The organism is Paenibacillus sp. PK4536, from assembly GCF_028594455.2.
GTDB lineage: Bacteria > Bacillota > Bacilli > Paenibacillales > Paenibacillaceae > Saccharibacillus > Saccharibacillus nuruki.
Map to the genome: position 1 here is coordinate 4,933,272 of NZ_CP126313.1, position 12,336 is coordinate 4,945,607.

The 12,336-nt window shown below is 42.3% G+C and carries 11 protein-coding genes; 3 read left to right on the forward strand and 8 right to left on the reverse strand.

Going from position 1 to position 12,336, the window contains the following annotated elements:
* Window positions 1-36 precede the first annotated feature (36 nt).
* From PO903_RS21825 to mdcA, 5 genes are read right to left on the reverse strand one after another with little or no spacing between them, the layout of a single operon-like run.
* Window positions 37-696, reverse strand: coding sequence for a malonate decarboxylase holo-ACP synthase (locus PO903_RS21825; RefSeq protein WP_273594555.1), 660 nt, complete (start codon window positions 694-696; stop codon window positions 37-39).
* On the reverse strand, window positions 687-2,420 hold the full coding sequence (locus tag PO903_RS21830) for a biotin-independent malonate decarboxylase subunit beta (RefSeq protein WP_273594556.1): 1,734 nt from the start codon (window positions 2,418-2,420) through the stop codon (window positions 687-689). Before PO903_RS21830 ends, PO903_RS21825 begins: the two co-directional genes overlap by 10 nt.
* Window positions 2,410-2,709: a malonate decarboxylase subunit delta gene (locus PO903_RS21835; protein ID WP_069329242.1), complete on the reverse strand. Its 300-nt coding sequence runs from the start codon at window positions 2,707-2,709 to the stop codon at window positions 2,410-2,412. Before PO903_RS21835 ends, PO903_RS21830 begins: the two co-directional genes overlap by 11 nt.
* Window positions 2,709-3,671 carry a triphosphoribosyl-dephospho-CoA synthase gene (locus tag PO903_RS21840; RefSeq protein WP_273594557.1) on the reverse strand — a complete coding sequence of 321 codons (963 nt, stop codon included), beginning with the start codon at window positions 3,669-3,671 and terminating at the stop codon, window positions 2,709-2,711. The genes PO903_RS21835 and PO903_RS21840 overlap by 1 nt, the downstream gene beginning before the upstream one ends.
* 2 nt (window positions 3,672-3,673) lie before the next feature.
* Complete coding sequence (mdcA, locus tag PO903_RS21845) at window positions 3,674-5,341, reverse strand: malonate decarboxylase subunit alpha (RefSeq protein ID WP_273594558.1); 1,668 nt, start codon at window positions 5,339-5,341, stop codon at window positions 3,674-3,676.
* 48 nt (window positions 5,342-5,389) lie between these two features.
* On the opposite strand from mdcA, the gene PO903_RS21850 reads away from it, so the two are divergent.
* On the forward strand, window positions 5,390-6,277 hold the full coding sequence (locus PO903_RS21850) for a LysR family transcriptional regulator (protein WP_273594559.1): 888 nt from the start codon (window positions 5,390-5,392) through the stop codon (window positions 6,275-6,277).
* Here PO903_RS21850 and PO903_RS21855 read toward each other — a convergent pair.
* Entirely contained in the window at window positions 6,193-7,392 is a 1,200-nt protein-coding gene (locus PO903_RS21855; protein WP_273594698.1) for an acyltransferase family protein, read from the reverse strand. The two genes, PO903_RS21850 and PO903_RS21855, sit on opposite strands and share 85 nt — an antisense overlap.
* Before the next feature lie 256 nt (window positions 7,393-7,648).
* Here PO903_RS21855 and PO903_RS21860 point away from each other — a divergent pair, with 256 nt between their 5' ends.
* A complete protein-coding gene (locus PO903_RS21860; RefSeq protein ID WP_273594560.1) occupies window positions 7,649-8,200 on the forward strand; it encodes a GNAT family N-acetyltransferase in 552 nt (183 codons plus the stop codon).
* Between the two features lie 104 nt (window positions 8,201-8,304).
* Window positions 8,305-10,029 carry a glycoside hydrolase family 13 protein gene (locus PO903_RS21865; RefSeq protein ID WP_273594561.1) on the forward strand — a complete coding sequence of 575 codons (1,725 nt, stop codon included), beginning with the start codon at window positions 8,305-8,307 and terminating at the stop codon, window positions 10,027-10,029.
* 160 nt (window positions 10,030-10,189) lie between these two features.
* Here the strand turns inward: PO903_RS21865 and PO903_RS21870 are convergent, their stop codons facing one another.
* Window positions 10,190-10,666, reverse strand: a complete 477-nt coding sequence (locus tag PO903_RS21870; RefSeq protein ID WP_273594562.1) for a GNAT family N-acetyltransferase — start codon at window positions 10,664-10,666, stop codon at window positions 10,190-10,192.
* Complete coding sequence (locus PO903_RS21875; protein WP_069329234.1) at window positions 10,663-12,240, reverse strand: PTS sugar transporter; 1,578 nt, start codon at window positions 12,238-12,240, stop codon at window positions 10,663-10,665. The genes PO903_RS21870 and PO903_RS21875 overlap by 4 nt, the downstream gene beginning before the upstream one ends.
* Window positions 12,241-12,336 lie beyond the last annotated feature (96 nt).

Below are 12,336 nucleotides of genomic sequence, written 5' to 3' on the forward strand. Positions count from 1 at the left end.
TTTGTCAGTTATTTTATAACTTTGGATCAATCATAATTATACGAGGCGTGGATTCCACGGATCAGTCACCAGCAAAGGCCCTTGCAAAGTACGCATTAACACCCGATCAGTAGCTGGTCTTGCCCATTCACTTAGAGCTACCGCTCCATAAGGCGTCTCTATCTGTACATCGACACGTACCGGAAGATCCAATGTTTGTTCTAATAATTGCTCTGCTAACACAGGAGCAAGAAATGAAGTACAACGCAGTACAATATCCAGATCGCTAGTCATCGTCAATGTTGGCATACCGGTAGCTAATTCAAATCCAGTGCTTCCTGCCGGTCCCCAATGGAGATCATATGATTCCCACGATACGGCAAGTTGCTCTAAAGCTTGTAGGGCTGGCATAGTGTGCCAACGTTCTTTCGCTATCGAACGGTGATCAGGAGATAGGGATGACTGTAGTAATTGCTCTGGTGTCACTTGTTGAACAACTAAATGATCTGGAATCGTTAATGCTTGCCTTAGATGACGTTCTTTGCCACGAACACCTACAGCAATCTGACCTTCTAGCGCAGGAGCACGTCTGACGACGACCCATGGTGTCTGTTCTAGTGATCTAAGCACCCATTCAGGCAGATCATGATCTGCCTCTACTTCTCTCCAGCGTGAATTCAGTTGAAGTAAATCATGAGGAGCTGTATTTAATCCCATTGCTCTGCTAATAACTGTCTTACTTTGATAGAAGAAGCTCTACCTGTTGCCGCAGTTGCACTGGTTAGACGTACACTTAGATCACGAGGTCCTTGACGAGTCTCTACAATAGCTGTAATCAGATACTGCTGAATACGCTCGATATCTTTGTCTTGTGGTTGATCTGCTTCGATTCCTTCGATCAATTGATCCAAAGCTCCCAATTTGGCAAAAGAACGAATATCGTAAGCCGCACCTGGCACTTTAGTCGCCGCTTCATTTAACTGTTCGATCGAACGACGTGTAATACGAGCCGCAGACTGCTTGGACATGACTTGTACGGTTACTTTTTCATCATCTAAAGCAAGTAATCGATTCGCTTGCATACCATGGGCTAGAAATGCGCCCGAGATAGCATTACCTACAATCAAAGCAATCACAGGATGACCGGCAAGACGGGCACTAGCATAAGCATCTACAGCTGATCCGCATGATAAATGAATGCCTAATACTTCTTCACGATAACCATAAGCTTGACTAGGAACATCTACGATGGCTACAATCGCGCGCTTTTCTCCGTCTTTGTCTGCTTCAATCGCTTCACGAATAGAACGAGCGATATTCCATCCTTCTTCAAGTCCAATCTCTCCTTGACGAGCTCTCACAAATCGTGCATTTGGATTCGGAACAACCGAGATATAACGTACACGTTGATTCTCTAATTCAGTATCTGCACAAAGTACAGAAGCAATCCCTTGCTGAGCCGAAGCCGATTGACCGGATAATGCTTCAAACCATGTCCGTCCTCTAGTGATAGGCGCTTCAACAACTGAATCATTGGCTTGAGCTCGCTGTGCTCCCAATTGTGACTGTAAATTCTCTTGGTCTACGATACCGGATTTCCAAGATTCACGAATCGAAGAGGGAACAATCAATGTATTCGCATCGACAGCAGCCAACAAAGCAAGGTAACGATCGACTTGCGCTGTACGTGTCACTTCTCGAATCCCTTGGCGGAAAACGTCATGAATCGCTTCGTTAATTTCGTGGATATCATCATTCACCAGTGTATCTGCAAAACCAGCGGCGACCCGTTGCTCTCCGCCTACCATCGACCAGATACGAGAACGATCCGATGCATCCATTTCTTGAATCCCTGCTTCTTGCTCAATCACTTCTGAACCATTCAACTGTAAGCGACCTTGACGGGTCATGATTAAATGACTGGATAATCCTGCCGCACAGATCGACATTCCGCCATAACAGCCAATCATACCCGAGATCACACTCACCACAGGTATATACGGACGAAGCGCCATAATAGCTGCTCCGATCTCAGCAATCGCCAGTAGACCGTAATTTCCTTCTTGTAGTCGTACTCCACCTGTTTCGAGTAACAGGACAGGACGTGTTTTGATTCCTTTTTCATGATCACGAAGTACTTGTTCGAGCGCACCTGAGATTTTGGCTCCACAGACTTCACCGATCCCGCCACCTTGAAAAGCACCTTCAAGTGCAATCGCTACAGCAGGTTCTCCAGCAATCGTTCCTCTGCCTACGATCACTCCATCATCACTTTGTGCCACAATGCCCTGCAATGGTAAATGAGGCGAAGTCATTCGATCAAAAGGACCGATCAATTCGCGAAAGCTACCAGCATCAAGTACGGCTTGTGCTCGTTCCCGTCCTGATAATTCGATAAAACTTTCTGTCGCTATATTTAAAGGTTGAGTATTATTGTCCATCACGAAGCACCTCCATGGCTTGAGTTAATCGCAAGTTGACGACACCCGGTGTAGCGCCAAAATCGTTAATTTCAATCTTTACCGCATACGAATAGATTTTGAAAAAGCGATCAAATACTGCACGCCAAATATCTTCAAATCCATTTGCACTTGTACTGATCTGAATATAAGCTTGATTGTCTGTAGAAGGTTCAATTAATAGTTCCAAGTCGCCTGACCCGGCTACACCGATATGTGCACGCTGAGTTAATGTTTGCTTCGCTGGATATTGCAGATGAATAATTTCCATTACATACGACCTCCTGTCGTTTTTGAAAGAGATTCCATGTCAGTCCTATCTGTGATGCCTTTAAGAATCGAATCGATATATAAAGTAGCTGCAAGTAGATCAGCACTACCTCCCGGCGAGAAATGATGCTTCACCATCCACTGATCGAATGCTAATAGAGCTTGCCAGCCTTTAGTTGTAGATGTTCCACCTTGTGACAAAATCGCTGTTGCACGTTTCTGTGTCTGCTCAAGCGCCTGCTGACCTCCTCGATATAATAAACAGGTATCCGGTAGAACCGAAATAATAGTCAGCAGGCTATCGAGGCGAGCATATAATTCATCAATTCCTTGTGCACGAGCTTGTTGTAGAGCAGGTAGCCCGACGTTGATCACATGAGGGAATCCATGTTGTGCTTCATCTTTGGCTCCACCTGTTCCATACTGATGCTTCACCTGTGTACCATGCGAAGCTGTAACAGGTGCATAACGATCGGGATACTGAGCAATTTCAGATGCAGTACGTGCGATATGTTCAGCAGAGATAGCCTTTAATCTATAGGGTACTTCTGTATTCCTATAAGCTTCTCCAATAAGCATAGAAGCTGAGCCTGTTAACAATCCAAGTGCCCAGATCGCTCCTCGGTGGGTATTGACCCCCTTCGTTACAGTAAGCATCTGCTGTTCACCTGTGCGTCCGATCCATGCCAGTTGTTCACGTAGCGATTGATCTGCATATGTGCCATAAGATACTTGAGCCATTTGTGTAAATGTAGATTGTAAAGAGGCTGCCGATTGGTACATCAACTCAATATTCATATCTTCATGAGAACCATTATGATGAAGATCAACCAATCCGGGCTTCGGGGTTAAAGAAGCTTCATCTCGAAGTGCATACACTGCTAACTCCCCTAACCAAGAAGCATAACGATTGACTATAAGGTTCTTGTCTGATTGGATTGCGGATATACTTGATATGCTCATGATTACCAGCTCCGGAATTTGGATGGTGGTTCGTATAATCCATCTGACCATTCTACAAGTTCTTCTATACTTTTCGCAGCTAACAAAGAACGCTTCGCATCGGTACGTCGAATCTCCAAATCTTCTGGAAAAGCAATCAGTCCATCTTGACGTAATTTCTCATTCAGATCGGTATCATGACGTTGACCTAAAGGGGTCACTCCAGCAATCGCCGCTAATGCAGTACGACGTTCTTCGATATTTTGCGCTTTGTATAGATAAGCGATTCCTTCTTCAGTAACAACATGGGTTACATCATCTCCATAGATCATAACAGGAGCAAGCGGTAGACCTGCATCATGCCCTACTTGAATCGCATCCAGTTGATCGACAAATGTAGGTTGATCCCCTGATTGGAAAGTTTCTACCATTTGCACTACTAATTTGCGTCCACGTACGATAGGATCTTGATCTTTTATCATATTCAGCCATGCTTCTGTATCATGACGACGTCCATGAGCATCACTACCCATATTTGGTGCACCGCCAAAACCACTTAACCGACCCGAGGTCACTGTTGAGGAGTTGCCGTCTGGATCAATCTGTAGACTGGCTCCGATAAACATATCTGCCGCATACTGTCCAGCAACTTGACCCATTGCCCGATTCGATCGAATTGTACCGTCATGTCCGGTGAAAAAGACATCCGGGCGAGCGGCTGTATATTTTTCCATACCGACTTCACCGCCGAAGCAATGTACACTTTCAACCCATCCACTTTCAATAGCAGGAATTAACGTAGGGTGAGGATTGAGCACCCAATTTTTGCAAATCTTACCTCGTAGTCCAAGCGATTCTCCGTAGGTGGGTAATAACAATTCAATAGCAGCTGTATTGAATCCAATCCCATGATTCAGCGATTGAACTTGATGCCGTTCATAGATACCTCGAATTGCCATCATGCCCATTAAGATATGAGTTTCTTTGATATGGCGTGGATCACGAGTAAATAACGCTTCTAATTGATACGGTTGATCGGCTTCTACAATGACATCGATCCAAGAAGCAGGTACGTCTACACGTGGTAATTCATCTACAATTTCATTTACCTGTACAATAACGATTCCATCGCGGAAAGCAGTGGCTTCAATAATGGTTGGTGTTTCTTCTGTGTTGGCACCTGTGTATAGATTACCTTGACGATCTGCTTTGTCAGCGGCAACCAATGCGATATTTGGAGTCAGATCGACAAACATCCGACCATACAGTTCAAGATACGTATGAATCGAGCCGATACTCAGCGTCTGATCTTCCACCATTTGAGCGATACGTAGACTTTGAGGACCTGCATACGAGAAATCAAGTTTGCTAGCAATATTTTTTTCGAAAATGTCTAAATGTTCTGGACGAGATACACTGGACATAATCATATGCAGATTGTTAACCACTTGCGGATTCACATTGGATAATGCTTGGGATAAGAAGCTAGCTTGTTTCTGATTATTACCTTCTAGCGCTACTCGATCACCGCTAACTAACAAGACTTCCATTGCATCTACAATATGATCCGTAGGCAAAATCACACCGTTTAACATCGAGCGAACCTTTTCCATACGACGTTTTTTTTCATCACGACGGGTCGTCCAAATACGCGGAGTTCCGGCTTTCAACTTGCTGATGTGGGTTGACATGATACTCCTCCTTGATGTTTGATTAATTGAGATTGGATGGTGTTCTGAATGGAATTACTTCACTTAAAATACTTTTGTAAAGTAGCACGGCTTCAACATATGACTCATGCTGCTGAAGAACTTCATATCGCTCAACCTGCACTGAGTAAATCAATCAAAATGCTCGAAACCGAACTTGGTGTTTCTTTATTTGACCGTACCGGGCGTTATATTACACTCAACGAATACGGAAGAACTTTTCTCAAACATGTTGAAAAGGCGCTTCAATCGCTTGAAGATGCTACCCGTGAAGTTCATGATCTTGCCACCGGGACAGTGGGCTATATCAAGCTTGCTTTTCCTGTTGGTTCTCATATCGTACCGAATTTAATTACTGCTTTTCGTGAACAATATCCTGATATTCATTTTCAACTGCTTCAGCATTACGAAGAAAATGTCAAACCTGAATTCGATCTGTGTATCTCTTCCTTACCGCTCAATTATGAACATATACAAAGCACTCCGCTTGTGACGGAACAGATCTTTCTAGCGGTGCCCAAAGGTCATGCTCTAGCTCATCGAAGCAGTATTGCCCTATCTGAAGCGGCACATGAACATTTTATCGGTCTTCGTCACGGACATAGCTTGCGTGAAATGACCGATGATTATTGTCATATGGCTGGCTTTAAGCCTCAGCATATTTTTGAAAGTGATGATCCAGCTACCGTACGCGGATTGATTCGGGCGGGACAAGGTGTTGCTTTTATTCCAGCTGTATCCTGGGAAGGATCAACAGGGCCGGATATTTCGCTTTTACCTATCCATTCACCGATTTGCCAGCGTACGATCGGTATTTCTTGGCGTGGAGATCATTATTTATCACGAGCTGCACTGGTATTCCGTGAATTTACGATTGAATTTTTTGCTAATGCTTCGGATGAAGCGTCTTCTCCTTGAGTAGTCATCTGATGAGATGATGTGCTTGCGGATCGGCGAAATAAAGCCATTATCTTTTTGCAGATCCACTCTACGATATACACAATGGCAAACGAGAGGAAAGCTGTTATTCCAAAAGTCATGATCAAATTCAACCCTAACGGAATATCACTAAAATAATCACCGATTAATGCCACGGTTAATCGGAGAGCAAAATAACTGGCTAGATACGCACGAAAAGCATATTTAGCGATAAACTTAAAGTACGGTAATGATTTGGAACCACTTTTGATCAGCGATACGGTACATCCATAAACGATAATGATCAATGCGATATTGAACAGTACCATCGACCATTTCAAATAACTGGCATCGGCTAGATTCAGTGTATCCAATCCAAAAGAGAACAATTCATGGTTTACCAGTATGAATAATAGTCCAGCTACAGGTAACGCCCACCAGCGAATACGTTCTACCAGTGCCCGCCATTGCTGATTGTAAGTGGATGCAATCACGCCAAGCACAGCATAGATACCAAACATAAACAATAAACGATCCCACTGTATAAGTCCGGGATGCTGGGTATTGTGAAAAGCATAGATTGAATACCATGCGATTAATGCAGCATAGACGACCACCGTAATAATCATTACCGGTATGATATTCTTTTTATTTTTTAATAAGAATAGAACCAAGCCTGTGAGTAGTGGCAACAATAAGTGAATCTGAAACATCATAATCGTGTACCAGAGTTGCGGTGCAGCACCGCCCAGTACAACACCTTTGAATATATTCCAGATCGTCGAGTAGTTGCCTATATTGAACACAATCATATATACCACTGTCCAGGCAAGATAAGGGCCTATAATCTCTTTTGTTTTGTGCCATACATAATGAGAATAGTGAGTATCTCTTAACTTCGCCAAATCAAACGCTATTGCAAAAATAAACATAGGTGCTGAAAATTTAACCAGATCGTATAATATGCCAATTTCTATCTTTTGTGCTGTCGTCTGATAATGAAGTAACATTACATTCAACATCAATTGCCAGATTACAGCACTTACAGCTAACGTCTTCATGATCTCCGGCTCAGTCGTTTCACTTACACGCATAGCAGGAGATGTGGATGACATACTCAAAATGACACCTCCAGTTACCTAACCATGCACAGTGTGTACACACGGCATAATCGTTCTTATGGAACAGATTCTTTAACCATGAATATGTAACATCAAGCGCTTGAAATCTCATATTCAATCATACAATGCCTTACACCTATAATAGTAAAACAGATACAGGAGTATGTATAATACAGAACGAGTTATCAGCTTATAACAGATTTGGTATAGAACGATATTCACAAATAATGATTCAAATGGAGGACTTATGATGAGACCCGCTCAACCTACAGATGCACCTGTTGTCTTAGAACTGATGTATACCGCAATTGGAGATATCGCCCACACCTTAACAGGAACAACTGACAAAGAACAATCGTTACTTGCGCTACGTTCTTTTTTTGAACAAACAGGTAATCGGATCAGTTATGAAAATGTATTTGTCGAAGAACGTGATCACCAAGTGATTGGCTTTGTACTGTCTTATCATGGAAGTCAGATTGCTTCGCTAGATGCTCCTCTCATACAACGTGTGCAAGAACTGGGACAAGATCCAACAGCTATTGTGCCTGAAGCACAGGATGATGAATACTATCTGGATTCACTAGCTGTAGATGCTCGTTATCAAGGACAAGGGATTGGAACTATTTTAATTAAAGCCTTTGAAAAGCGTGCTCAACAATTAGGACATTCTAGAGTGATGTTGATTGTCGATACCGCTAATCCTAAAGCTAAACAGTTATATGAACGATTAGGGTACACAGAAGATGGAAATATTAAGGTCAGTGGACATGATTTTTATCGAATGATAAAGACGGTGTAGTGATTGTTTGAACATGTACTCCGAGGTTTAACCATGTATTAAAGGCTAATTATGTTAAATAATTGAAATTTATATGGGGTTAAACATCTAATAGGAGGATCATCATGGAAAATAAAACAGCTAGAGAATCTGTGATTTATCAGATTTATCCGCCTAGTTTTATGGATAGCAATAACGATGGCTGGGGCGATCTGAATGGGATTGCTACACGAATTCCTTATCTTCACCAACTGGGAATTGATACGATCTGGCTTGGCCCTGTCTACGATTCACCGATGATTGATAATGGCTATGATATCAGAGATTATTACAAAATCGATCCCAAGTATGGAACTATGGAACAATTTGAATCGCTACTTGAACAGTTACACCATATAGATATGAAGCTTATTATGGATCTAGTGATCAACCATACTTCAGATGAGCATCCTTGGTTCGAACAATCGAGAAGTTCGAAAGACAATCCATATCGGGATTATTATATATGGAGACCAGCTAAAAGCGATGGTACAGAACCGAATAACTGGCGTTCGTTCCAAAATGAATCCGCTTGGACATACGATGAGCAGACCGATGAGTATTATCTTCATTTATTTGATCGCAAGCAACCTGATCTGAACTGGGAGCATCCCCCTTTACGTCAAGAAATCTATAAAATGATTCGCTGGTGGTTAGACAAAGGAATTGACGGCTTTCGCTTAGATGCAATTAATATGATCTCTAAGCACCCTGATCTACCTGATGCATCAGAAGATGATCCTCATCCGATCGGGCAAAAATATTATAAAAATGGGCCACGAATTCATGAATTTTTACAAGAGTTGAATCGAGAAACATTTGCTCATTATCCGCATATTTTGACAATTGGTGAAGCTCCTTCTTTAACGATGGAACAGGTATTGGAATATACGCTACCTGATCGCAAAGAATTAAATATGGTACTGGCTATGGATATGATGCGTCTGGGAAAAGATCCTCATGATCCGTGGCGCTCTGCTGATTGGTCGGTGTCTCAGTTAAAAGAATCGGTAGCGAAGTGGTATGAACATGTTTTTGCGCGCGGAGAATATGGAGTCTACTTGAGTACGCATGATCATCCACGTATGATTCCAGACGTTGTCGGTCATCATGAACACAATATGACTGCTGCTAAATTAATAGCTACGTTTCTCCATTTAATCCCTGGTGTCCCACTGGTATACCAAGGAGAAGAATTAGGATTACCAAATACCACGTATGATCGAATCGAAGATTATCGAGATCAAGGTACAGTCCATTATTATGAAGAAGCGGTAGCCAATGGGCAATCTGCTGAAGAAGTGTTATCCGGTATTCATAAGCGAAGTCGGGATGGTTCACGTTCGCCGATGCTATGGGATCATCAGCATCACAATTTTGGCTTTAGTCCCGATGAACAGGTGGAACCATGGATTCCATTTCCAGAGAAACGTGAATTGAAAGGTTATAGTGTTAGTGAACAAGAAGAACAACGAGGTTCTGTTCTATCGTATTACCGACATCTCATTGCCATGCGCAAGCAGTTCCCGATCATGTCTCATGGTTCATTTACGATGCTACTGAAAGATCATTCTGAAGTGTTTGCTTTTATCCGAGAATGGCAAAGCCAACGCTGGTTAATTCTACTCAATTTTGCTGATATCGAAGCAGAGATTGATTGGACTCAAGAATATCGAGTCTTTCCAACTTCGATGGTCAAAATTCTAGGAAACTATCCTCATACTGCACATCCTCCTCATCTTGAGGAAGAACAATATATCGAAGATTTACAATATTTGCGTCCTTACGAAGTATTGATCTATCGGATGTAATCTTTCTATCGAATCAACATTTCTAATGTAATGGGCATATATCATTATAGAAAAAAACCTCTTTCTTCTGCGCAGTAAGGCAGATGAGAAAGAGGTTTTTTTGATGAAGATCATATTGTTTATAGCCTTTTTTTAGATTTACTAACTATGTTCTATTTTTTTATAGAGTTAATGTTTTGGACATTTGATAGTCGGTAATCTGATAGCCTGCTTTTTCATAGACATGTAGCGCCTTGAGATTATGACCGAATACATGCAGTCCAATCTTAACGGCACCTTCTTGTATCGCAACTTGATCCAGTGCTTTCATGGTCGCTTGACCATATCCTTTACCCTGATACGGTTCATAGATCAAAATATCATACAGAAAAGCTTGCTTACCTGCTGGCGCATCACTGATCTGAAACCAGATATAACCGATAATCTGTTGCTTAGCTGTATCTACAATATTATAAATATAAGCGCCCGGTGTATCTTTGCCCTGTGGTAAATATTTAGCAAAACTTTCGGTTGCTAATCGCTCTGCATCTACAGCATCCCATGTGCCTGCTGCTACTTTTTCAGCGGCATAATCGGCTGCCGATTGATCACGAAAAGCTTCATATTGTTCATGATTCATCAGTACTAATTCGATCATAGAATAGCCTCTTTCTTTTTACGGTTTTTGAACATGAGATTAATAATCAATGTGATTACAAATGAACAAGTCAGACTGCCTAACATAGCGATCGCAAAGCCAGCAATATGATTAGAAGAAAAAGGAGCTGCAAAAGCAGGAACATAAGCGATCCCACGCACATCCAATACACCTACCAATAATCCACCTAACCCGGCTGAGAAAATGGCTCCGCCAAACACCCATTTGCTTGCAAACATAAATGGATATGCTGCTTCTACAAATGTACCAAATCCGATATTAATAAGAAACCCTGGCGCGGCTACTGCGGCAGCACCTTTATCTTGTGGAGCAATAATATTAGCTAGAGTAATCCCTGCTGATACCATAACCAGCCCTGTCATATCCACTGCACCGAGAAAACTGTTACCACTTCGTTCCATTTCCAATAATACAATCGGTAAAATAGCCGCATGATATACACCACCAAGAATAGCCGGCCAGATCAACAACCCTGCTATTAAGCCAGCAAGGGCACTATTGGCTTGTACCAGATTTTCTAAAAGAGTACGTATCCCTTCGCCAGCTTGAGCGGCAATCGGTGCGATAAAGAAATAGACTACTAATCCTGCTACCAGACCTGCGACTCCGCCTGCTACAATATTAACGGTTGTTGCAGGAAATCGCCATTCTACACATTTACGAAATAGATAATTGGCTAACAATCCAGCACCGATACCGCCAATCAATCCACCAATAATTCCTCCATTGACAGACAATACACCGGCTACAATCCCTGCTACAATCGATACTTCATCTAATTCAGCCACTTGCTTCGCTGCAACAACTGCAATAATCACAGGTAATGCCGCAATCATAATATCAAATACTTGACTTAAAGCCGTTAATCCGGGGATCTGACTGGCTGCCAGAATCAAAGCCATCGCAATAAAACCCGGTAACGATGCCAGCATAATCCCACGAATATTGATGCGTGAAAAGCCTGTTCCCTGTGGCATTCCTTGTCCGTGGGAAACTTGACCAATCACCGGACGATACGATTTGCCCCAATGCTTACTCAGTGAAGTGATAAATGAAACGGCGCGGGTACGATTGGTTGTGCCTGTTGTACCGGAAGTGGAGATCACTTTCAATCCTTTGGTAGCTGCTGCTGCCATCGACGTTCCACCTGTACCTGTCACTGGTAATTGAGCAGTTGCTGCGGCTTCAATTGCTAAGCGATTCGCTCCTCCAGGACTGGCGCTCATCAGAATAACACCATCTACTTCACCATTGGCTATCATAGCTGCTAATCGTTCATCTTGAGCGATAGCTGCTTGGTTTATTTCTTCTAATGTTCCTTTACTCGCAATCACCGGACGTTGTTCTTCTTCACTCCATATGTATAAAGAAGCAGGGGTAGATTCTTTGATATGATCCATAGATGTTTGAGCAGCAATAAATTGAATACCTGCACAATGAAATTCAGCCGCCTCCATTTGTACCAGTAATTCTTTTAGTAGTCCATCTGGATTTTTCCCACCAAGACTATAGAGATTGCCTCCACTACTGCCTAAGATAATAATATTTTTCATACAATCCTCCCTCAGCCTTTATGAATTCTATTTACTATACCTTTTTAACTCTATCACGGTAAAGCAATAACTAAGTAACTCGATATATTTAACCTG

Excerpts from the sequence above, each read along its gene's own strand:
- PO903_RS21840 (WP_273594557.1), bottom strand. The coding sequence starts at position 3,671 with ATGAGCATATCAAGTATATCCGCAATCCAATCAGACAAGAACCTTATA.
- PO903_RS21830 (WP_273594556.1), bottom strand. The coding sequence starts at position 2,420 with ATGGACAATAATACTCAACCTTTAAATATAGCGACAGAAAGTTTTATC.
- PO903_RS21825 (WP_273594555.1), bottom strand. The coding sequence starts at position 696 with ATGGGATTAAATACAGCTCCTCATGATTTACTTCAACTGAATTCACGC.
- PO903_RS21850 (WP_273594559.1), top strand. The coding sequence starts at position 5,390 with ATGGAATTACTTCACTTAAAATACTTTTGTAAAGTAGCACGGCTTCAA.
- PO903_RS21835 (WP_069329242.1), bottom strand. The coding sequence starts at position 2,709 with ATGGAAATTATTCATCTGCAATATCCAGCGAAGCAAACATTAACTCAG.
- PO903_RS21865 (WP_273594561.1), top strand. The coding sequence starts at position 8,305 with ATGGAAAATAAAACAGCTAGAGAATCTGTGATTTATCAGATTTATCCG.
- PO903_RS21855 (WP_273594698.1), bottom strand. The coding sequence starts at position 7,392 with ATGTCATCCACATCTCCTGCTATGCGTGTAAGTGAAACGACTGAGCCG.
- mdcA (WP_273594558.1), bottom strand. The coding sequence starts at position 5,341 with ATGTCAACCCACATCAGCAAGTTGAAAGCCGGAACTCCGCGTATTTGG.
- PO903_RS21860 (WP_273594560.1), top strand. The coding sequence starts at position 7,649 with ATGAGACCCGCTCAACCTACAGATGCACCTGTTGTCTTAGAACTGATG.
- PO903_RS21875 (WP_069329234.1), bottom strand. The coding sequence starts at position 12,240 with ATGAAAAATATTATTATCTTAGGCAGTAGTGGAGGCAATCTCTATAGT.
- PO903_RS21870 (WP_273594562.1), bottom strand. The coding sequence starts at position 10,666 with ATGATCGAATTAGTACTGATGAATCATGAACAATATGAAGCTTTTCGT.